Source organism: Lacrimispora sp. BS-2, from assembly GCF_040207125.1.
In the GTDB taxonomy this organism is placed as follows: Bacteria; Bacillota; Clostridia; order Lachnospirales; family Lachnospiraceae; genus Lacrimispora.
Window position 1 is genome coordinate 455,122 of the sequence record NZ_CP157940.1, and the last position, 21,569, is coordinate 476,690.

Sequence of the window (21,569 nt, forward strand, 5' to 3'; positions counted from 1 at the left end):
TATGAATATCGTTGTTGCAGTGGATAAAAACTGGTCCATCGGCAATCAGGGCCAGCTTCTTGTTTCCATCCCGGAGGATAAAAAGCTGTTTCGGGAGGAAACTATGGGAAAGGTGATCGTCATGGGACGAAAGACCCTCGAGAGCCTTCCCGGTAAGCAGCCGCTCTATGGAAGAACCAATATCATATTGACCAGGAACCCGGATTACAAAGTAAAGGGAGCGATTGTCTGCCACAGCCTTTCAGAAGCTCTGGAAGAACTTGGCAAATATTCGGAAGAGGATTGTTTTGTCATAGGAGGGCAAAGCGTTTATGAGCAGTTCCTCCCATATTGTGATACGGCCCATGTGACTTATATTGACTATAGGTACAGCGCTGATACCCATTTCCCTAATTTAGACCAGGATCCGACATGGGAAATGGCCGCGGAGAGCGATGAGCAGACCTATTTTGATTTATGCTATACCTTCCGCATGTATCGGAGAAAAGGTTGAAAGTAAGGCGTTTTTCAGCCTTTCTTTTGTGAATCGACTGGATATATAAGCATATCCAGTTGATTCATCAGGATACAAAACCTGGTAAAAAATCGGCAAAGTTCGACCGTATCTATAAATTTTTATTGATATTTTTTTAATAAATGTTGTCAGTGCCCTTTAAAAATGGTAAGATGATACGAGTACTATTTCACCTGATCGTTGGGGAAGGCTATCAGGAAAGGTGTACAGGTATATTCACGAAGACATTAGGAGGATGAAGATGTATAAGATTTTAAAAGCAGAGATGTTAGCTGACAAGATCTATCTGATGGATGTGGAAGCACCTCGGATTGCCAAAGCCTGCCAGCCTGGAGAATTTGTTATTGTCAAGATGGATGAAAAAGGAGAGAGAATTCCCCTGACCATCTGTGATTATGATCGTGAGAAGGGCAGCATTACCATTGTATTCCAGACAGTAGGCGCAAGTACAGAAAAGATGGCTGTGTTAAAGACCGGAGACAGCTTTACAGACGTGGTAGGTCCTCTGGGCAATGCCTCAGAATTCGTACACGATGACATAGAAGAACTGAAGAAAAAGAAATATTTATTTGTAGCCGGAGGTGTGGGAACGGCTCCTGTTTATCCCCAGGTAAAATGGATGAGAGAACACGGTATTGATGTGGATGTCATCATGGGAGCAAAGACCAAGGACTTATTGATTCTGGAAGATGCCATGAGGGAGCAGGCCGGAAATTTATATGTGACCACAGATGACGGTTCCTATGAAAGAAAAGGCCTGGTAACTGAGGTAATCAAGGACCTGGTTCAGAACCAGGGGAAGAAATACGATGTGTGCGTTGCCATCGGACCCATGATCATGATGAAGTTCGTCTGCCTTGTGACCAAGGAACTGGGTATTCCTACCGTTGTCAGCTTAAACCCGGTCATGGTAGACGGAACCGGCATGTGCGGTGCCTGCCGTGTCACTGTTGGCGATGAAGTGAAATTTGCCTGCGTGGATGGACCGGAGTTTGACGGCCATCTGGTGAATTTTGACGAGGCCATGAAGCGCCAGATGATGTATAAATCTGAAGAAGGGCGCGCGGTTTTAAAAGAACGTGAAGGCGATACTCATCACGGCGGCTGCGGAATGTGTGGAGGTAACGAGTAATGGATGTATTAAAGAAAGTACCAGTAAGAGAACAGGATCCAAAAGTAAGAGCGACCAACTTTGAAGAGGTTTGTCTTGGATATAACGAAGAAGAAGCAAAAGAAGAAGCCAGCCGCTGCATTAATTGCAAAAACCCGAAATGCGTGGCAGGCTGCCCGGTATCCATTAATATTCCAGGATTTATTAAGGAAGTAGAAAACGGAAATCATGAAGAGGCTGCCAAGATCATTGCACAGTCCTCTGCACTTCCTGCAGTCTGCGGCCGGGTATGTCCTCAGGAGAGCCAGTGCGAAGGCAAGTGTATCCGCGGAATCAAGGGTGAACCCATTTCCATCGGAAAGCTGGAGCGTTTTGTGGCGGATTGGTCCAGAGAGCACGGTTTCGTACCGGCTGCCCCGGAAAAGACCAATGGCAAGAAGGTGGCTGTCATCGGTTCCGGTCCTTCCGGATTAACCTGTGCCGGTGACCTGGCTAAACTGGGCTATGAGGTTACTATTTTTGAAGCTCTTCATGAGCCGGGCGGCGTATTGACCTACGGCATTCCTGAATTCCGTCTTCCAAAGGAAGGGGTAGTTCAGCCAGAGATTGACAACGTGAGAAAGCTTGGCGTTAAGATCGAGACCAATGTAATCATCGGCAAGTCTGTGACCATTGATGAGCTTTTGGATGAAGAAGGATTCCAGGCTGTATTCATCGGTTCCGGAGCAGGTCTTCCCATGTTCATGGGAATTCCGGGAGAGAACGCAAACGGCGTATGCTCTGCCAACGAATATTTAACCAGAAGCAACCTGATGAAGGCTTTCCGCAGTGATTATGATACTCCTATCGTAGCGGGCAGCAAGGTTGCAGTGGTAGGCGGCGGTAACGTTGCCATGGATGCTGCCAGAACGGCCCTTCGTCTTGGCGCAGAGGTACACGTTGTATATAGAAGAAGTGAGGCGGAGCTTCCTGCAAGAGCGGAAGAAGTTCACCATGCAAAGGAAGAAGGAATCATTTTCAATCTTTTAACCAACCCGGTAGAGATTCTCACCGATGAAAAAGGCTGGGTAAAAGGAATGAAATGCATCAAAATGGAGCTTGGCGAGCCGGATGCTTCCGGAAGAAGAAGACCCGTGGAGATAGAAGGATCTGAATTCATCATTGATGTGGATACCGTTATCATGTCCCTGGGTACTTCACCTAACCCACTTATATCAAATACAACAAAAGGACTGGATATCAATAAGCGCAAATGTATCATTGCTGAGGAATCGACTGGAAAGACCAGCAAAGAGGGCGTTTATGCAGGAGGAGATGCGGTAACAGGTGCTGCAACCGTTATTCTGGCTATGGAAGCCGGACGGGCTGGAGCAAGAGGGATTCATGAATACCTTTCTTCCCAGGAATAATCCAGATAGTCAAATATCCGCAGCATTTACCGGATACAGGAATGGAACCATTCCTGGGTCTGGCTCATTGCCTGTAGAAATTAAGGGCCGCCATTTAATGGCGGTCCTTTTGAAAGGTTGTGACACATATTTTATGAACAAGAAAATTGATTTATTAAAAGGACACATTTTTACATCACTGACCGGTCTGGCCCTTCCTATTATGGTCACGGCCCTGGTTCAGATGGCCTATAGTCTGACAGATATGGCCTGGATTGGTTTTGTTGGTTCACCTGCTGTTGCGGCGGTGGGTGCAGGGGGCATGTACGTCTGGCTTTCCCAGGGCGTTGTGGCTCTGGCAAAAATGGGCGGCCAGGTAAAGGTAGCCCATTCTCTTGGAAAGGGAGACAGAAAAGAAGCGGCAATCTATGCTTCCGGTTCCATTCAGATGGGGCTTTTGTTTGCGCTGCTGTATGGCATGGTGACATTTTTGGGGGCAAGGCCTTTGATCGGATTTTTCGGACTGAACGATGCTTCCGTTGCCTATAATGCCCAGGTTTATTTAAAGATCACCTGTGGTTTGATTATATTTTCCTATTTGAATTCGATTATTACCGGGATCATGACAGCTATGGGAGACAGCAGAACACCGCTGCTTGCTAACTTTATCGGCCTGGTTTTGAATATGATACTGGATCCTGTCCTGATCTTTGGGGTGGGGCCACTGAAAGGTTCAGGAGTGGCGGGAGCGGCTGTTGCTACGGTCATGGCCCAGGCAGTAGTTACCACAGTATTCTTAATAGCCATACGAAAGGACCAGGTGGTGTTTGATAAGGTGAAGGTACTTTCTAAGGTACCCTGGGATTATATGAAAGCCATGATTCAGATTGGTTTTCCTGCCTCTGTTCAGAACTTTATCTACACCAGCATTTCCATGATCCTGACCCGGTTTGTGACCGGATTTGGGGATACAGCTGTGGCAGTGCTCCGGGTGGGCGGCCAGATCGAATCCATATCATGGATGACGGCAGATGGATTTGGAGCAGCCATTAATTCCTTTGTGGGGCAAAATTACGGGGCCGGACAGTATGGAAGAGTGAAAAAAGGCTATTTTACGGCTACTGGAGTTATGTTTGTATGGGGATTGTTCTGTTCCGTTCTTCTGGTCTGCTTTCCGGAGCAAATATTCGGATTGTTCATCCATGAACCAGAGGTTATTCCCATGGGAGTGCGTTATCTGGTGATCCTGGGCTACTGCCAGATGTTCATGTGCATTGAACTGACAACAGTAGGGGCTCTCTCTGGCCTTGGCCGGACCCTTCTCTGCTCGGTCATCAGCGTTGTGTTTACTTCTGCCAGAATACCTTTTGCTATGATATTAAGCAGTACATCCCTTGGCCTTGACGGAATCTGGTGGGCTTTCACGATTTCAAGCATTATCAAAGGAATTTTATTCTTTCTCTCTTTCCTTATTGTGTCGGGAAAACTGCCCGGGGATAAACACCTGGTCCAGACGGAAACGGGTCTTGAACAGACGGATTAAAAGAGAAATAGGCACCTGCCGTATTTTACAGCAATCATGATCTGCGCACTGCTGGGGAATAGAAGAGAATGAGGGGTGAAGAGGCCATAATCCAGTTATTTCATAAATATTTCAAAATTTAACAAAATAGTACTTGAATTTTACCATGAATATACGATAACATATAAGGTAGAAAAAAAGGGAAAAGGAACTGACGATGAAACGAAAAATACAGAATATGTATGAAAGAAACAGGAGAATGTTCAAAAAGCTTCTCTGCGGTCTGTTGGTAAGTGCAATGGTCTGCGGCCAGACTGTTCCCGCCTGGGCCACGTCAAAAGCGGAAAAAGAAAAACAGGAAGCGCAAAAAAAGCTGGAAGAGGCAAATAAAAAGGCCCAGGATGCTGAAAGCAAAAAGAGCGCTGCACAGAATCAGGTGTCAAAGCTGACCTCTGATCTGACTGTTCTTTTGTCTGATATCAAGGTTCTGGAAAGTGATATGGCCAACAAGGAAGCAGAGATCAAGCAGGCTGAGCTTGATTATGCAGAGGCCAAGAAAGATGAAGAAAAGCAGTACGTCTCCATGAAAAAGAGGATCCAGTACATGTATGAAAAGGGAGATACCGAATATCTGGATATTTTCCTTCAGGTGAAGAACATGTCTGACCTTCTTAATAAGGCGGAATACGTAGAAGGAATTTATACATACGACCGGGATATGCTCATAACCTTCCAGGAGACAAAGCAGAAGGTGGCCGATTATAAGTCAGACTTAGAAGAGGACAAGGCTGAGATGGAGGTCATGGAGCTAGAGTACAAGGAACAGCAGTCCGCACTTGAGAATCTGATCTCCACGAAGAAGAAGGAAGTATCTAATTTTGACAGCCAGCTTGCACAGGCTAAGCAGGATGCGGCTGCTTATGCCAAGACGGTAGCAAAGAAGAATGAGGAGATCCGTAAGGCAAAAGAAGAGGAAGCCAGGAAGAAGGCAGCCGAAGAAGCCAGGAAAAAGGCGGAGGAAGAGGCCAGAAGGAAGGCTGCGGCAAACACCAGCTCAAAGCCCAAGTCCTCCAATCCCAACAACAAGTACACCGGTCCGTCTGCAGCCAAGAGCAACGGCGGAACAGCGGAAGGCCGTGCGGTTGCGGATTACGGACTTCAGTTTGTGGGGAACCCCTATGTATTTGGAGGAACCAGCCTGACCAATGGTGCAGACTGCTCCGGATTTGTACAGGCTATTTACAGGCATTTCGGGTATTCTCTTCCAAGAAGCTCTTCGGAGCAGCGCTCTGCCGGCCGTGAGGTATCCTATTCCGAGGCCCAGCCGGGAGATCTTATCTGCTATGCAGGCCATATCGGGATCTATATCGGCAATGGACAGATTGTTCATGCCAGTTCTCCAGCAACGGGAATTAAGGTGGGAACAGCTACTTACAGGACGATCCTTTCCGTAAGAAGAATTTTATAGGGAATAAGGAAACAGGAGGGGATAATCATATCCCCTCCTGTTTCCTTAAAAAGGGCTTGCGGAATTCGACATTATATGAGAAAATGTAATCAAGTATGATGTGATATATTTAACAAAGTACTGTTCACAATTATTACTTATTCGAAAGGAGTTTTAACATGATTTATTCACAGGAAGTAGAAGAGATGTGCACAGTGGCACAGGGCGTTCATCACGGCGCTGCTCCAATCCCAGAAGAAGCAAAATGGGTAAAATCTAGAGAAGTTAAAGATATCTCCGGTCTGACACATGGCGTTGGCTGGTGTGCTCCTCAGCAGGGTGCATGCAAGTTGACTCTTAACGTAAAAGAGGGTATTATTCAGGAAGCATTAGTAGAGACAATCGGCTGCTCCGGTATGACACACTCCGCTGCTATGGCAGCAGAGATCTTACCAGGACTTACCGTTTTAGAAGCATTAAATACAGACCTTGTTTGTGACGCGATCAACACTGCTATGAGAGAATTGTTTTTACAGATCGCATACGGCAGAACACAGAGTGCATTTTCTGAGGATGGACTTCCGGTAGGTGCGGGACTGGAAGACTTAGGAAAGGGTCTCCGTTCACAGGTTGGTACCATGTACGGAACATTAAAGAAAGGTCCTCGTTACTTAGAGATGGCGGAAGGCTATGTAACCGGTATTGCTCTCGATGAAGAAGACCAGATCATTGGCTATCAGTTCGTAAGCCTTGGAAAGATGACTGACTTCATCAAGAAGGGTGATGATCCGAATACTGCTTGGGAAAAGGCAAAGGGACAGTACGGACGTGTTGCCGAAGCTGCTAAGATCATTGACCCAAGACATGAATAATCGGTTTGGCACAAGCCTGTCGGTTACCGGTTATCAAAGCGAAGATATTTGGCCAATAATAAGGAGGACAAGATAATGGCATTATTTGAATCATATGAGAGAAGAATTGACAAAATCAATTCTGTATTAAACAGCTATGGCATTGCTTCTATTGAAGAAGCTGAAAAGATTACAAAAGATGCAGGTCTGGATGTATACGAGCAGGTGAAGAAGATCCAGCCGATCTGTTTTGAGAATGCCTGTTGGGCTTACATCGTTGGCGCAGCAATTGCAATCAAGAAGGACTGCAGAAAAGCGGCAGACGCAGCAGCAGCGATTGGAGAAGGTCTTCAGGCTTTCTGTATTCCAGGTTCCGTTGCCGACCAGCGTAAAGTAGGTCTGGGACATGGTAACTTAGGAAAGATGCTTCTGGAAGAAGAGACCGAGTGTTTCTGCTTTTTGGCAGGTCATGAGTCCTTTGCAGCAGCAGAAGGCGCAATTGGTATTGCTGAGAAGGCAAACAAGGTTCGTCAGAAACCATTAAGAGTTATTTTAAATGGTTTAGGAAAAGATGCCGCTCAGATCATTTCCAGAATCAATGGATTTACATATGTAGAAACAGAGATGGATTACTACAAAGGCGAAGTAAAAGAGCTTTGGAGAAAGTCCTATTCAGAAGGCTTAAGAGCAAAAGTTAACTGCTACGGTGCAAACGATGTTACAGAAGGTGTTGCAGTTATGTGGAAGGAAGGTGTTGACGTTTCTATTACAGGAAACTCTACCAACCCAACCAGATTCCAGCATCCGGTTGCAGGAACTTATAAGAAGGAATGTTCAGAGAAGGGCAAGAAGTACTTCTCCGTAGCATCCGGCGGCGGTACAGGACGTACCCTTCATCCGGATAATATGGGAGCAGGTCCTGCTTCCTACGGTATGACTGATACCATGGGACGTATGCATTCTGATGCCCAGTTCGCAGGTTCTTCTTCCGTTCCGGCTCACGTGGAAATGATGGGTCTGATCGGTATGGGAAATAACCCTATGGTCGGAGCTACCGTGGCTGTGGCTGTAGGCATCGAGGAGAGTGCAAGAGACGGTAAATTCTAAGGAAAAACCTTTATTTTTAAAGGGAAAATACCATTTGATAGAGAAAAGAGGAGTTCGCTTTGGCGGCTCCTCTTTTTGATTATCTGGGTAAGAAATATGGTCTTGTCTACCGTTTGTCTACCGCTTATAAACTTGGTAGACAAACTACGGTATGTTCTCGAGTATACTGATCGTTTGGTCCTGCATTTTAGAAGTTACATGAGTATATATCTGCAGCGTCTCTTCTATGTTTTTATGCCCAAGTCTTGCCTGGACATCTTTTGGGTTGGCTCCATTTTCTAGAAGTATGGTGGCATGAGTATGCCGAAGAGAGTGAAAATCAAAGTTACCAAATCCAAGTTGATGGTGTATGATACGACTACAATGCTGAAGAACCCGGGGTTGTATATAGGTTCCGTTTTCACGGCGATTAATCATAAATATCTCAGATCCATTCCCTTCTGTGTTTATATGCCTTTTATTGTCCTCATATAAAATTGTATAATGCTCAGCATAGTATTCCCTTGCTCTCTCTTGATTAGCTTTCGCCCGTTTCAATATGTCCAGCATTTTACTATCCAGGGGTATTATGCGTGCTGAATTATATTTCGGAGCATAGAAAGCCCATGATCCGTCTAAATTTTGCACTTGTTTATTTACATTAAGCGTTTTTGCTTCAAAGTCTATATCGCTCCACATAAGCGCAAATACCTCTCCCAAACGCAGGCCGCAGCGATAAGCAAGCTGCAAAGGAATAAAACAGGTGTGCCCTTCAGGAAAACGGTTTATAATTGCCTCCCATTGTTCAGCTGGAATGATATTCTTCTCTTTTTTCCTGGAAGGAGTCTCTGGTATAGCTCTATGAGATGGGAGCTTTGCTCCGGAAGCAGGATTATATTTAATAAAATGCATAGGTTCAACGGCATATTTTAGTGCGCCCGTTAGAAGTCCTTTTAATACAGAGAGGGTATTACGGCTATATCCCTGATTGAATTTATCATTGAGTAATTTTTGAATGATGGCCGGGGTAAGAGATTTCAGCCTATATTTTCCTAAGGCCGGCTTTATGTGTAAATTAATCTTTTTTCGATATCCGATGATCGTATCTGTGCTAAGGTTCACCTTGCAATATTCGTCTAGCCATAGATCATAAAAATCAGATACCGATATTTCGGAGGGGGAAAAGTGAATACCGGCGTTATCGTATTCGGCTTTGGCTTGGGTGCCGGCTTCTATTGCATCGGATTTAGTCCTGTAACCACCTTTGGTAACACGTTTCCGTTTTCCATCTATTCGCGCGCTTTCAAATGACCATTCCCAGGTCTTTCCGCGCTTTCTGGTTATTAATTCTCCCATAATATCATTTCCTTTCGTGAGTTTCGACGTCCCAACTTATTTTTGAGTACAAAAATACGCCCCTTGCCAGGACGTTCCGAAAATGATATAATTCTATTGAAGATATAGGTTATATTTTTCCGGGAGTACCTGGTAAGAGAAAATCTATGTTAAGCCGTTTGGTGTTACCAGCACCGGGCGGTTTTTCCTATTTAAGATTTAATATAGCTGTTGCTGTTTTTTTGTTTGAACTCCAATCCCATAAATCTGAAAGCGTGAGAGTGATATCACTTTTGTCTGAAATTTTGAAGGCTTCCGCAACGTTAAGGGTTACACCCGGCATAATATTTTTGTAATGATTGTCAATGGCTTTGTTCTCAGATGATGACGGATAAGCCCTATCACATTCAATTCCGTTTTGGTAGGCTTTTATATAGCTGCCACTACCCATTGCACTTAGGGCCTTATCTGATTTATTTGTGAAATCATAGTATACAATCACACAGGCATTGCCTTCGTAATCAGTGGAGAGTTCATGTTTGGTGTATTTTACATGACTATCATTAATATCAAAATCAAAAAGCGGTGCTTGCATCATTGCGCCATCAGCTCCGACTTGTTTCCCATCGGGCGTAGTTGTGTTGGTGAGAATATATCCGGATTCATTGAAGTAATACTGTTTTCCGTTTATGTCCTGCCAACAGTTTACTGGGTACCCTCCATTATCATTCTGATACCACCAACCATTAGTATCTTGCTTCCATTCTCCAGCAAAGACCGCCGTGCTCATGGCTGCTGAAAGAATAGCAGTTGTGATTATTAATTTTGCTTTTTTCATCTCATAACCTCCATAATTATTTTTATTAAAAAGCCATAGGCTATTTTAATTTTAAAAAGTTTATTCTGGCATAAAAAATGTACGCGCATGTAAATAGGGTTCAAAGCAAATTATATAATTATCTACCCTGACACATTCCCCATAGATCTGACGATAGCTTTCAATTGCATCGGCAAGAGTATCCTCGGATACCCCTAGAAATTCTGCTATATCATACAAGGTTTCGCAATGCGCCTTAAAAGCGTTGATAAGACCAACAAGTCCAATTCTTTTATTATACCCCCATAAGCGGGCAGTCCGTTCCTGTTTTGCACTGCCAACAGTATTCTGCTCTATGATCCTGCCCACAGAGGTGTAATAGTGCCCCATTTCTTCGGCCAGAACGTCTGCCTTCTTCGAAGTGGTAGGAATGTCTTGCCTTATGGCGATTCTTTTGCCTTTTAAGCGCCCGTCGTTATTCCGGAGGGGCTTTTCTTTTACAATAAGCCCTGCTGTATCCGCTTCCTCTAATAGTTCTTCATAACTCAATAAAATACAACCTCCCCCTAGAAGTTTGGATCGTCCATGATCTCATCATCATGTTTGTTTCTTGCCGCGTCATTCAATTCGCCCTTTGAAAGGTCTGTTCGCTGGTGGGCGGCGTCTGCTTCCAGATAAGTTTTTCTATCTTTATCAAATTGGCTACATGAATAGACGTTTTTATCCCGTAGATGCCTGACGAGGCGCTCTTTTTCAAGACGCTCTAGCTTAATTTCTTTCTCTTGTAACGCTAATATCTCAGAATCAATAGTGGCTTTTGCGTAAGTATCAATTCTAGTTCTGATGCTGTCTAGTGTATCGGGCTCTATTCTCACAGTGCCATTATCGTAGTGAATAAATGGTTTGTGTTCTAAATCGTCTCTACTGATGTAATAACCCAAACTCCCTAGATATTTGAAGAATGTAGTTTCGGATGAAAGTAACAAGTTAGCAGTAACTTTGCCTTTTTTTTGAAGATAGTTATATTTAGCTAATAAATCGTAATCATAAAAGCCAATCACTGTTTGGTTATGCAGATCCTTTACGAGAAAATAATCGTCGTCATAGTTTTCACAGAAAAGAGTGTATCCTTCGTTTTTTAAAATATCTTCTATGTCTTCAAGTATAGCATCACGCTTAAGAAGCTCGGGGTCCTCGTGGCCATTGCGTTCCATTGGTACATCGTATCCCATGAGCCATGTTTCAGAAACCCCTAATGCCAAAGCTAGTATAGTAAGTTTGTCTTGCCCGGGGGATACTTTCCCTGACACATATTGTGATAAATCATTTCTGCCCATTTTTATCTCATATTGCTTGCAGTAAGGTTCTGCTCGTTTCAATATATCGACTTGTCTCAATTCGTAACGCTTCATTACTTCCTTGAGGCGGTCTGCGGTAGTTGCTTTCATGATGCATCTTCCTTTCATGTGATAGCGCAATTATAGCATGTATTGAACAAAAGTTCAAGAGAAAGATTCAAGTTTATTGAACATACATTATTGACAAAGAAAAAAGGCAATGCTATGATAAGAGTGTTCAAACTAATTGAGCAAATGAAAGGAGGAATAGTCATGGCCTATGATTATAGCAAGCTAAAAGGAAGAATCATTGAATACTTTGGAAAACAGCAGTCATTCGCCGCTGCTATGGGGTGGTCCGAGAGAACGTGTTCTTTAAAATTAAGTAATCAGGTTTTTTGGAAGCAGCCAGAAATAACCAAAGCTTCTCATTTATTGAGAATAGATAAGGGCGATATGCAGCATTATTTTTTTAGTGAAAATGTTCAAAGTCATTGAACAACAAAGGAGGATACATAAATGAATGATTTAATAAGCCAAACAACGGCGGACACATCAAACCTGACCCCCATTGAAATTGCTCTGGGGATTGATGAAGACGGAATGACCACAGCAAAGAAGCTTTATGAGTTTTTGGAACTGAATCCAAGCAACTACTCTAAATGGTACAAAGCAAACATTATTGACAACCAGTTTGCTGATGAAGGTACGGATTATGAGGTTTTCGTACTGAATGACGAAAACCCCCAAGGCGGCAGACCTACGCAGGATTTTAAGTTGACAGCCAAGTTTGCAAAGAAGCTTTCCATGACCCAGAAGAATGAACGCGGCGAACAGGCCCGGGAGTATTTTACCAGGGTGGAGGATAAAACAAAAGAAATGATACTGCGAATGCAGGATATGTCCCCGGAACTCCGACTTATGATAAATATTGAAATGGAACAGAAACGGCAGTCAAGGGAGATTGCGGAAGTAAACAATCGTGTGGAAAGCATCCGAGAAATAGTGGCCTTGGACACCACTTCATGGCGGGAAGACACCCGCAACCTTATTAATAAGATAGCGCAGGAGTTAGGAGGAGGACAGGCCTTTCAGCAGGTCAGGGCCGAAAGCTACGAACTTCTGGAAAAGCGGATGGGGGTCAGTTTGAAGCAACGCCTTACAAATAAGCGTAGACGCATGGCTGACGAGGGTGTCTGCAAGTCTAAAAGAGACAAGCTCTCCCAGGTGGATATTATAGCGGAGGACAAGAAACTGATTGAAGGGTACACAGCCATCGTAAAAGAAATGGCAATCAAGTATGGGGCGGCTTGATGTGATTACATATTCATGTAAGTCCTGCCGATACCGCAATCGTTGTCTTGAGCGTAGCAGGCGGTATACCTGCAAGGATTATGAGAGGAGGAAGAACGGTGGTAAAAACGTATGAACCGCTTTATACCGTTAAAGAAGTATCCAAAGTCTTAAAAGTGAACACTGATGCTGTGTATGAACTTATCAAGGAAGAAAAGCTTCCCTGTTTGTCGTTGGGATCTAAGAAGGTAAGAGGATCGGACCTTGAGAGGTTCATCGAACAGTATCCGGTATCCAATTTGGGAAAGGAGGAACCACGTGCAAAAGCACTTTGATAACTTAGATGATTACACCGACACCCGCCCGTCACACTTGATGGAGTTTATGAAATGGTTTATGCCGGCAGTGATTTTTGTTGCCTGTGTGATTGTGATTTTGGGTACGTGCGGTGCGTTAGAGGTGATGTGAAAGGAGGACAAGCAATATGAAGACAGGAGATACGGTAACGTATGCGTCCGATGTGCACCCAGAATATACAGGCCAGGAGGCTGCAGCAATGGAGTTTGATTTGGAGGCCGGAATGGTAAATTTAAAGTTTCAGGACGGCCAGCTTCTTTGGGTGTTTTGGGATGAGGTTCAAAAATGTGTGAAAGGAGTTGAGGAATCATGATGGATAAAGATTGTCTGGACTATTACTTAAAGGAATTGGGGAATCGGAAAGGATCGCCCTACGGCATGGCAAATGAAGCACTGGCGGATGAATTTTTTCCGTATGTTAAGGCAGAGTTTCAGGATGCGATCATGGTAAAGCAGGGAATCGGCCAATACATTGTGGTGACTAAGCGGGCTAGAACTGCACTGCTCAAACGGTTTCAGGTTTCTAAACTGGAACACGAAAAAGCAATTTCAGAAATTGATGGAGTCATACAGACTCTAAAAGCAGAAACCCCAGGAGCTGCAACTCCCAGGGAATCAAGGTAACACGTAAATATTTCACATCCCTATTATAGGGAATCTATCGGAGGAAATCAAGATGGAAAAATTATATGTAATCGCAGAGGAGTATAAAGCCTTTGAAGAACTGTGCTATGCGGAGGATATTGATCCGCAGATTATGAAGGATACGCTGGAGGCTATCTTCGGAGAATTTGAAGAAAAATCGGACAACCTTGCCAAGATACATATGGAGATTCAGTCCAGCATTAAAGCCATTGAAGCGGAAATGGACAGGCTTAATGCAAGGGCAAAGCAGCTGGAAGGAAAGGATAGATGGATCAAGGAGTATCTCATGGAAAACATGCGCTATACCGGAAAAGAGAAGTTCAAAACAGCCCTTTTCAGCTATTCAATCTGCAAGAATGGTGGAGCAGAGCCTTTGGTTATTGATGGAAGTGTGGAGGATATTCCGCCTAAGTATACCATTCCGCAACCGCCAGTAGTGAATAAGGAAGCCGTCCGTCAGCTTCTTTCAGAGAAACAGGTTGACTGGGCCCACTTTGAACCACGTGGAGAGCATTTGCGGATTCGATGAGTATGGACAAGCTGCCAGATACTTCCGGTTCGGAGATATCGCCTTACCGGATGGCGCAGCTCGTTAAGGTATCATCAAAGATCACGGATTTAATGGTAAGCAATATATGGCAGCTTTCCTATGATGAACTGAACATTGTGCTTGATCTTGTCCGAATGGCTGCCGAACGGGGCCATGAAGGCAGATAGAAGGGAGAATTATGTTTTTAAAAACTGGTGAGTTAAAAAAGATGATGAAGGCTGCTCTTAAGAGTGGCGGCCTGTATGTTGGAAATATAAATGGAGGCTATTTGGTCCATGCTGGGACATGGGGCTTGTGTACGGATATCTTGTATGCCTCAAATAAATTTAAGGCGGCACTTATGGAGCTGATCGGAGATATCCCGGAATCTGGTGAGTACTATAGATACTATCATCAAAACGGGGAAGTTACACAGGACGCTGAGACGGACTATCCGAATGCTTACGAGATGTGGAAGGAAGCCAAGGATTACGCCGCTTATGTTCCAATCAATCTCTGCTCTTGGCCACACGCCTTTATCGTGCTGCAGGTCCATAGTGATCTTAGTTATAAGGTGGCAGATAAGAGTCTGACGGCTGACGTTATCAGCAGCAAGGAACTGGAGACAACGGTGGAGGGCATGCCCGGAAGACCCAATTACAACTATGGAATCCTGTACTGGAAGAATGATACTACCATCTACTGGGTACATACAACGGAAGCTGGAGAAAAGGCCAGGGAGGTTCTTTTCCCAAGTATGGAGAAACTGGACTTCTTTCAGACAGACTGGCGTTTAAGAGAAGATAACGAACCGGATCAGGAAGCAGACTTTGAAGAAGAGCTGCCATATTAAGGAGGATCGACATGGGAATTCCAGTCATGATAATGGGAAAATCAGGGAGTGGAAAATCACGAAGCCTGAAGAATTGTGTAGGGAAAGACTTTGGCCTTATCCGTGTAATTAATAAGCCACTTCCGTTCAAAGGGAAGATAGGGGGATCGGTCAGTAATGATTATGAGTTTATTAAAAAATGCCTCAAAAGCCCTCAGTGGCCTAAATCCATTGTAATTGATGATGCAGGTTACCTGATCACTGGTCAGTTTATGGATGGCCACAATACAACGGGAAAAGGTAACGCAGTATTTGGGCTTTACAATCAGTTGGCAGATGATTTTTACCGGCTGATTAAAACAATTCAGGATGAAGTACCGGAAGATCGGATCGTGTATGTGGTAATGCATGAAGATGTAAATGATTATGGGGATATAAAACCCAAAACTATTGGAAAGCTTCTGGATGAGAAAGTATGTCTGGAAGGAATGTTTACGGTTGTTTTACGGTCATTGAAGTCTGACAGGTATGTCTTCGTCACTCAATCACGAGACGGGGCGGTCAGCAAGGCTCCGGATGATATGTTTGAGGCTGTTGAGATAGATAATGACCTTCTAATGGTTGATAACATCATCAGGGAATATTACGAAATTCTAAACCCAAAGAATTTAAACAAGGAGGATGTAAAACATGATTAAGAAACCAGCAGGTTATGATGAGGCCCAGGCTTATACAGGAGAATCCGTTCAGCTTCCCAAGGGAAAATATGTATGCTCTATCGTTCAGGTAGCTACACAGACATCTCAGAATGGCAATGAGCAGTTTGTAATACTTTTCGATATTGCCGAAGGGGAACACAAGGATTTTTATAAAAAGATGTTTGAAGCAGCTAAAGCACAGAATGGAAAAAACGCCAAATGGAAAGGTGTATTCAAGCAGAACATGGACGGTAAAGGAACGTCATGGTTAAAAGGAATCATTACCAGCATTGAACGTTCTAACAATTTCACCTTCCAGTGGGACAAGGAAGGTAATGAGAAGATGCTTGCGGGCAAGAAGTTTGGAGGGATTTTCCGCCGCCGGCAGTTTAAAGCTGATGATGGGACAACTCCCTTTGTTACAGAGTTATGGAGGATCCGCAGCGTTGCTGGGCTTGATGAGGCAGAAGTTCCGGAAGACGAGCTTCTTCCTGCAGAAGCCCAGGGCGGCAGTCGTCCAAGCCCGTCAGATGCAGCACCGCCTTCCTTTACTGACGGTGATGGCTTTATGAGCATTCCAGAAGGAGCCGGTGATGAGGGAATTCCATTCATGTGATCCGGAGCTATTCCATAAAGTAAAGGAATCTGTGTCCATGCAGGCCGTTGCAGAGTATTACGGTCTTCAGGTGAATAAAAAGGGGCTGTGCTTATGCCCCTTTCACCAGGATAAGGATCCGAGTATGAAGATATATCCCAATGGAAAAGGATTTTACTGCTTTACCTGTGGTACAGGTGGGGACCAGATAAAGTTTGCCGCCTTGTATCAAGGGATCCGTAATGAGGAAGCGGCAAAGGAGTTGGCTGCTGCTTTTAGTGTTCCAGTAACAGTACCGGTTACATACAGGGAGAAGCGAGAGGCAGAACGTAAGAGAAAGCGGCGACAAAATGTTGCTGCTTTTGCCAAAAGGGCAAAGATGTATGTCCAGATGTACCGGATCCTGCTCTGTGAAGCAATCCATGAGAAAAATGAGCATTTTACAGAAGCCCTGCAGAACATTACATACATAGAATATTTGCTTGAAAATCTGGAAGAATGTCCAGAAGAAGTTTATGGCGACAAGAAGGCGGTGATAAGAATTGGAGAAATCGAAGGACGAATTAATAACTGGTATGTACGAACTGAGCCAGACGGATCCATTTCCCGATGAAGTCTTTTATCAGATTTTCGAAATAGAAGACAATGTTGAAAGAACCCAGTACATAGAGGCTTTGCGGAATGCAGCCAGGAAATTAAAGCGCGCAACAGAATTTAACAACGTATATAAGTCCTTCGTTCTTGACTATGCCCAGCGTCAGAAACAGGACGGTCAGAAGACGAAATTTACCGATCAGCCGCTGGAACTGATATGCGGGGAATGGACGGCCAATGACTTAGGGGTGAGGGCAATCCGGTATGACAAAAACGCAATGCCGGTGCCGGCCCATGCCTGTAGCCATCCGATCCTGCCCATAGAGATCCTGAAAAATGTGGATACAGCAGAGGAGAGAATCACCCTGGCCTATTTCAAGTCCGCATCCTGGCAGAGTATCACTGTGGATCGTAGTGTTTGCGCCAATACCAATAAAATCGTGGATGCTCTCAGTCAGTTTGGAATTGAAGTCACATCGGACAATGCAAAGAATCTGGTTCGGTATATATCGGATTGTGTAGGGCTTAATCCCCTGACACTCAATCCAAAGAAATCCATTCGTCGCCTTGGGTGGTCAGGGGAAGAGTTTATGCCTTATGCGGAAGATATTGTTTATGATGGTGATCGGGACTTTGATCCTATTTTCCAAAATATTAAAGAGCATGGAAGCTTTGAAATCTGGAAAAACCATTGCAGCGAGTTAAGGAGCAATAAGATTATCCGCATGGCCTTTGCTGCCAGCGCCGGAAGCGCCATGATAGAACTGTTAAATATACTTCCTTTTGTGTTTCATGTATGGAGTGGAGAATCTGGCACAGGCAAAACCGTAGCAATTATGGCAGCCATGTCGATATGGGGAAACCCTAAAATGGGCGGATTGGTAAAGACGATGAATACAACTAAGGTAGGAATCATGCGTAACGCAGCGTTCCTGTATTCTTTACCTTATACTGGCGACGAGTTGCAGACTATGAAGGATAAATGGACAACCAACTTTGATCAGTTAATCTACCAGATCACAGAAGGTGTTGATAAAGGGCGGGGAAGGGCTGCTGGTGGCGTGGAAGAGACGAAAACCTGGAAAAACAGTTTCATCTTCACAGGAGAAGAGCCCATTACCAAAGCAAATAGCCGCAGTGGATCTAAAAACCGAGTGATTGAGATAGAGGTGGAAGAAAAATTGCTAAAAGACGGAAACCATACCGTATCTGTGCTTACGGAGAATTATGGATTTGCTGGAAAAAAGCTGGTGGAATATCTCCAGGGGACAGAAACAAAAAAGCTTCAGGAAGAATATAAAAAGTATTTTGATGAAATGTGTCAGCTTGACACCACAGAAAAGCAAGCAATGGCTATGTCTTGTATTTTGGTTGCGGACCGGATTTTAACAGAATTGATTTTTGCGGATGAAACTCCGCTTACAATTAAAGATGTGGAAATGTATTTACGCAGCGCAAAGGAAGTTGATATTTCAGAACGATCCTACCAAACAGTACTTAACTGGATAGCCAGAAACCCTATGAGATTTCGAAATCCTGACGGAGCAGATGCTTCAAATAAAGGGGAAGTGTGGGGGAGGATTGACGCAGACGATGATCGCCCAGAAAAGCCCCCGGTGGCTGTTATTAATAAAGATGTGTTATGTGACTTCCTTGAAGACGGTGGATTTGATTATGCGGCTGTCAGTAAGAAATGGGCAGAGAAAGATCGGTTAATTACAAATAGTCAAGGGAAATATGTTCACCAGACAAAGGTTTACGGGATCAAGGCCAGTTACATAAAGCTAAAATTTGAAAACAATGACGATGGAGCTGACAAGGATGGCTTCATAAAGGTGGATTACGAGCAGGAAACGCTTCCGTTTAACTAAAAGTCTTACACGGTCTTACCTAGTCTTACCTAAAAAAAAAATTAGGTAAGACCATGAAACCCTTGTAGAATAAGGCTTTTATATATATAGTCTTACCATCTTACCAGTCTTACCATAAATAACATATACATAGCGCGAGGGGAAATTGGTATTTTATTTTTTCCTCTATAAATATACGTTTATCCTGTTGGCTTTTAGGTAAGACGGTAAGACCCTACGTATTTAAAGGGTTTGTAAGGGTTTTTAGGTAAGATTTTGAGTAAGACATTTCCTGAAAGTGGTAAGACCGGAAAGGAAAAGGTGGTAATTTGAATAAAATCAGTGCGATTGAATTTCTCATGCAGGATGCAAAAGGGGAATTTGAAAAGATAGAAAACTATAGAGAGGTACTTGATTCCGGAGACCAGAAAGAGATCTGGGACCTGCAAAGGCCCTCCAGACAACGGATCAAAGATGATTTGAAGATGGTCCGGCGTTTGACTCTGGAGCTTGAAAGAGAGGCGGAAGTTTTATGGTAAGCAATAAGAAGGCCGGGACAGACTTTGAAAGAGAATTTGCGGAGCTTCTGTCAGAAGAAGGGTTCTGGGTTCATATGTTTCAGGACAATAAAAATGGTCAGCCCTGCGACGTAGTAGCGGCCAGAAATGGAGTTACATATCTCTTTGACTGCAAGGACTGTGAAAAGGATTATTTCTTTCTCAGCAGAATGGAGGAGAATCAGTACAATGCCATGCATCTGTTTGAACTGACTGGTAATGAGAAGGGGAAATTTGCTTTACGATTTAGCAATCAGACAATTTATCTGATTGACTATGACCTGATCAAACATCTTCAGGGCAAAGGAATTAAGCAGATTGATGAACCGCTATGCGGAAGATATGGCAGTAACATTGATATCTGGTTGGGAAACCTTCCGGAAAGTGTAGGTGATGGGAATGCGGATAGTGATTGGCAATGAGATCCGGATAACAGATGCCCCGAAGGCCCTGTTTGACTGGTGCCGTGAAAATCTAGTACTGCCTAATCCGGAATACGCCAATCGTTCACGCCGGGGGCTATGGGTTGGTAATACACCGAAATATTTATGGCTATACCGGGTGGAAGGCAATGAGTTGATTGTACCGGTTGGAGTGGGAAAAAAGGTTAAGGAGTTCAAGGAGGAGGATACTCTAATCAATCAAGATTTGGCGGATAACGGACTTTTAAGCTTTGATGGAACAATTCCTCTGTATGACTATCAAGAGCCGGCAGTGATGGAAATGAGCTGTCAGAGTTGCGGAATTCTTCAAAGTCCTTGCGGATCCGGAAAGACCCAGATGGGAATAGCACTGGCAGCCAAATTATCAAGGAGGACACTGTGGATCACGCACACTCAGGACCTTCTTACCCAGTCTTATGAAAGGGCTGCACAGTACTTTGATAAAAGGACCCTGGGAAAGATTACGGCAGGAAAGGTGCATATTGGCAGTCACATTACTTTTGCCACCGTGCAGACACTCTGTAAGCTGGACCTGGACAAGTACCGGTATTCCTGGGATGTAATAATCGTTGATGAATGCCACCGGCTGGCCGGAACACCTTCTAAAGTGACGATGTTTTACAAAGTCATGAACAGTCTGGCAGCGCGATATAAATACGGTTTGTCTGCAACCGTCCACCGATCAGACGGATTGATACAAAGCACCTTTGCCGTGCTAGGAGAAATTGCCTACAGAGTTCCGGAGGAGGCTGTGGCTGATAAGACCATGCAGGTGCGAATCAGTCAGAGGAATACAGGAATAAAGGTGAACCGAGAATGTTTGGATACAGATGGGACGCTTGTCTTTACAAAGTTGATCCCATACCTGACGGGGAGCGGTCCAAGGAATGAAATTATTGTTAAGGATTTGAAAAGCAATGGAGAGCATTTTAACCTGATCCTTTCGGATCGACTGGAGCATTTGCAGATATTAAGAAATATGCTGCCTGTGGAGCTTAAAAGAGCCAGTGTTATGATCGATGGCAGCATGACCAGTAAGAAGGCCAGGGCAGAACGGGAGCGGGCTATTGAAGATATGAGGAATGGAAAGAAGCATTTTCTATTCGCAACCTTCAGTCTGGCTAAAGAAGGCTTGGATATCCCTTGCCTTGACCGGCTGTATATGACTCTTCCTAAAAAGGATTATGCCGTTGTTACCCAGAGCATAGGAAGGATAGCCAGAGTGTTTTCAGGGAAGGAAGATGCTGTTTGTTATGACTATGTGGATGATATCCAGTTTTGTGAGAATCAGTGGAAGCGGCGCCGGGCTCATTACAGAAAGGCAGGGTGTGTTTTATGAGTGTACGAACTGAAGAAGCAGCTGCCATGGTAAAAGGTGTCTTCTGTGATGCTTATATTTTTTATCAGAAATATCATGGGAAACCCATGGAGCCGGGTTTATGGAATTCTGCTACAACAGATTTTGGTCAGATTATGAAAAAATATAACGGAGCCCCAATATGCGGGAGGATTATGCTTGCAACGTTTACCCAGCTTGAAGAAGAAAAGAATGGGAGGTGCGACAATGCCAGCTAAAAGAAATCTTAATGCTATTCCCCAGTCGAAAACTTATATCTGCTATATTTGCGGAAAAGAAATCTACGGGGATTGTGAGCATATAACAACCAAAAGACGGAGTAAGTTGCACATACATTTTGAGTGTGTGCCGGGAAAAGAAAATAGTAATGTTTAATTAAAAACTGAAAGGAGGCCGGAGCGGTGGCCACCG

At 44.1% G+C, this 21,569-nt stretch carries 27 protein-coding genes; 23 read left to right on the forward strand and 4 right to left on the reverse strand.

All coding sequences use genetic code 11. From position 1 onward, the window contains the following. Position 1 precedes the first annotated feature (1 nt). From ABFV83_RS02090 to ABFV83_RS02120, 7 genes are all read left to right on the forward strand, one after another. Positions 2 to 493, forward strand: a complete 492-nt coding sequence (locus tag ABFV83_RS02090; protein ID WP_349947296.1) for a dihydrofolate reductase — start codon at positions 2 to 4, stop codon at positions 491 to 493. Between the two features lie 262 nt (positions 494 to 755). Beyond that, complete coding sequence (locus ABFV83_RS02095) at positions 756 to 1,646, forward strand: sulfide/dihydroorotate dehydrogenase-like FAD/NAD-binding protein (RefSeq protein WP_349947297.1); 891 nt, start codon at positions 756 to 758, stop codon at positions 1,644 to 1,646. After that, positions 1,646 to 3,034, forward strand: coding sequence for an NADPH-dependent glutamate synthase (gltA, locus tag ABFV83_RS02100; protein ID WP_349947298.1), 1,389 nt, complete (start codon positions 1,646 to 1,648; stop codon positions 3,032 to 3,034). The genes ABFV83_RS02095 and gltA overlap by 1 nt, the downstream gene beginning before the upstream one ends. A gap of 133 nt (positions 3,035 to 3,167) precedes the next feature. Next, positions 3,168 to 4,556, forward strand: a complete 1,389-nt coding sequence (locus tag ABFV83_RS02105; RefSeq protein ID WP_349948847.1) for an MATE family efflux transporter — start codon at positions 3,168 to 3,170, stop codon at positions 4,554 to 4,556. A gap of 196 nt (positions 4,557 to 4,752) precedes the next feature. Further along, entirely contained in the window at positions 4,753 to 6,003 is a 1,251-nt protein-coding gene (locus ABFV83_RS02110) for an NlpC/P60 family protein (RefSeq protein ID WP_349947299.1), read from the forward strand. A gap of 158 nt (positions 6,004 to 6,161) precedes the next feature. Continuing rightward, complete coding sequence (locus ABFV83_RS02115) at positions 6,162 to 6,854, forward strand: nitrogen-fixing protein NifU (protein ID WP_013273550.1); 693 nt, start codon at positions 6,162 to 6,164, stop codon at positions 6,852 to 6,854. Between the two features lie 75 nt (positions 6,855 to 6,929). Beyond that, entirely contained in the window at positions 6,930 to 7,940 is a 1,011-nt protein-coding gene (locus ABFV83_RS02120; protein WP_349947300.1) for a GGGtGRT protein, read from the forward strand. A 144-nt stretch (positions 7,941 to 8,084) separates the two neighbouring features. On the opposite strand, the gene ABFV83_RS02125 is transcribed toward ABFV83_RS02120, so the two are convergent. From ABFV83_RS02125 to ABFV83_RS02140, 4 genes are all read right to left on the reverse strand, one after another. After that, complete coding sequence (locus tag ABFV83_RS02125; RefSeq protein ID WP_349947301.1) at positions 8,085 to 9,275, reverse strand: tyrosine-type recombinase/integrase; 1,191 nt, start codon at positions 9,273 to 9,275, stop codon at positions 8,085 to 8,087. A 187-nt stretch (positions 9,276 to 9,462) separates the two neighbouring features. Next, complete coding sequence (locus ABFV83_RS02130) at positions 9,463 to 10,092, reverse strand: DUF5067 domain-containing protein (RefSeq protein WP_349947302.1); 630 nt, start codon at positions 10,090 to 10,092, stop codon at positions 9,463 to 9,465. 60 nt (positions 10,093 to 10,152) lie between these two features. Next, positions 10,153 to 10,620, reverse strand: coding sequence for a hypothetical protein (locus ABFV83_RS02135; protein WP_349947303.1), 468 nt, complete (start codon positions 10,618 to 10,620; stop codon positions 10,153 to 10,155). 17 nt (positions 10,621 to 10,637) lie between these two features. Further along, the gene (locus tag ABFV83_RS02140) at positions 10,638 to 11,519 is read right to left on the reverse strand and encodes a hypothetical protein (RefSeq protein ID WP_349947304.1); all 882 of its coding nucleotides are present in this window, start codon (positions 11,517 to 11,519) and stop codon (positions 10,638 to 10,640) included. Between the two features lie 162 nt (positions 11,520 to 11,681). On the opposite strand from ABFV83_RS02140, the gene ABFV83_RS02145 reads away from it, so the two are divergent. The 16 genes from ABFV83_RS02145 to ABFV83_RS02220 all read left to right on the forward strand — a co-directional run bounded on the left by ABFV83_RS02145 (position 11,682) and on the right by ABFV83_RS02220 (position 21,376). After that, positions 11,682 to 11,906 carry a DUF739 family protein gene (locus ABFV83_RS02145; protein WP_349947305.1) on the forward strand — a complete coding sequence of 75 codons (225 nt, stop codon included), beginning with the start codon at positions 11,682 to 11,684 and terminating at the stop codon, positions 11,904 to 11,906. A 21-nt stretch (positions 11,907 to 11,927) separates the two neighbouring features. Continuing rightward, positions 11,928 to 12,722, forward strand: a complete 795-nt coding sequence (locus tag ABFV83_RS02150) for an antA/AntB antirepressor family protein (RefSeq protein ID WP_349947306.1) — start codon at positions 11,928 to 11,930, stop codon at positions 12,720 to 12,722. A 98-nt stretch (positions 12,723 to 12,820) separates the two neighbouring features. Further along, positions 12,821 to 13,036: a helix-turn-helix domain-containing protein gene (locus tag ABFV83_RS02155; protein ID WP_349947307.1), complete on the forward strand. Its 216-nt coding sequence runs from the start codon at positions 12,821 to 12,823 to the stop codon at positions 13,034 to 13,036. A gap of 149 nt (positions 13,037 to 13,185) precedes the next feature. Continuing rightward, the gene (locus ABFV83_RS02160; RefSeq protein WP_349947308.1) at positions 13,186 to 13,371 is read left to right on the forward strand and encodes a hypothetical protein; all 186 of its coding nucleotides are present in this window, start codon (positions 13,186 to 13,188) and stop codon (positions 13,369 to 13,371) included. Continuing rightward, entirely contained in the window at positions 13,368 to 13,682 is a 315-nt protein-coding gene (locus ABFV83_RS02165) for a hypothetical protein (protein WP_349947309.1), read from the forward strand. Before ABFV83_RS02160 ends, ABFV83_RS02165 begins: the two co-directional genes overlap by 4 nt. Before the next feature lie 52 nt (positions 13,683 to 13,734). Then, positions 13,735 to 14,232 carry a siphovirus Gp157 family protein gene (locus ABFV83_RS02170; RefSeq protein WP_349947310.1) on the forward strand — a complete coding sequence of 166 codons (498 nt, stop codon included), beginning with the start codon at positions 13,735 to 13,737 and terminating at the stop codon, positions 14,230 to 14,232. Positions 14,233 to 14,234: 2 nt separating this feature from the next. Further along, positions 14,235 to 14,420 (forward strand): hypothetical protein, encoded by a 186-nt coding sequence (locus ABFV83_RS02175; protein ID WP_349947311.1) that lies wholly within the window; start codon positions 14,235 to 14,237, stop codon positions 14,418 to 14,420. Positions 14,421 to 14,431: 11 nt separating this feature from the next. After that, positions 14,432 to 15,085 carry a hypothetical protein gene (locus ABFV83_RS02180; protein ID WP_349947312.1) on the forward strand — a complete coding sequence of 218 codons (654 nt, stop codon included), beginning with the start codon at positions 14,432 to 14,434 and terminating at the stop codon, positions 15,083 to 15,085. Positions 15,086 to 15,096: 11 nt separating this feature from the next. Continuing rightward, positions 15,097 to 15,762, forward strand: coding sequence for an AAA family ATPase (locus ABFV83_RS02185; RefSeq protein ID WP_349947313.1), 666 nt, complete (start codon positions 15,097 to 15,099; stop codon positions 15,760 to 15,762). Then, a complete protein-coding gene (locus tag ABFV83_RS02190; protein ID WP_349947314.1) occupies positions 15,755 to 16,378 on the forward strand; it encodes a hypothetical protein in 624 nt (207 codons plus the stop codon). Before ABFV83_RS02185 ends, ABFV83_RS02190 begins: the two co-directional genes overlap by 8 nt. After that, complete coding sequence (locus ABFV83_RS02195) at positions 16,356 to 16,970, forward strand: CHC2 zinc finger domain-containing protein (protein ID WP_349947315.1); 615 nt, start codon at positions 16,356 to 16,358, stop codon at positions 16,968 to 16,970. The genes ABFV83_RS02190 and ABFV83_RS02195 overlap by 23 nt, the downstream gene beginning before the upstream one ends. Further along, the gene (locus ABFV83_RS02200) at positions 16,900 to 18,822 is read left to right on the forward strand and encodes a DUF927 domain-containing protein (RefSeq protein WP_349947316.1); all 1,923 of its coding nucleotides are present in this window, start codon (positions 16,900 to 16,902) and stop codon (positions 18,820 to 18,822) included. Before ABFV83_RS02195 ends, ABFV83_RS02200 begins: the two co-directional genes overlap by 71 nt. A gap of 308 nt (positions 18,823 to 19,130) precedes the next feature. Further along, entirely contained in the window at positions 19,131 to 19,340 is a 210-nt protein-coding gene (locus tag ABFV83_RS02205) for a hypothetical protein (protein WP_349947317.1), read from the forward strand. Continuing rightward, entirely contained in the window at positions 19,334 to 19,780 is a 447-nt protein-coding gene (locus tag ABFV83_RS02210) for a hypothetical protein (protein WP_349947318.1), read from the forward strand. The genes ABFV83_RS02205 and ABFV83_RS02210 overlap by 7 nt, the downstream gene beginning before the upstream one ends. Beyond that, a complete protein-coding gene (locus tag ABFV83_RS02215; RefSeq protein ID WP_349947319.1) occupies positions 19,758 to 21,140 on the forward strand; it encodes a DEAD/DEAH box helicase in 1,383 nt (460 codons plus the stop codon). Before ABFV83_RS02210 ends, ABFV83_RS02215 begins: the two co-directional genes overlap by 23 nt. Next, entirely contained in the window at positions 21,137 to 21,376 is a 240-nt protein-coding gene (locus tag ABFV83_RS02220; protein WP_349947320.1) for a hypothetical protein, read from the forward strand. The genes ABFV83_RS02215 and ABFV83_RS02220 overlap by 4 nt, the downstream gene beginning before the upstream one ends. Positions 21,377 to 21,569: the final 193 nt, after the last annotated feature.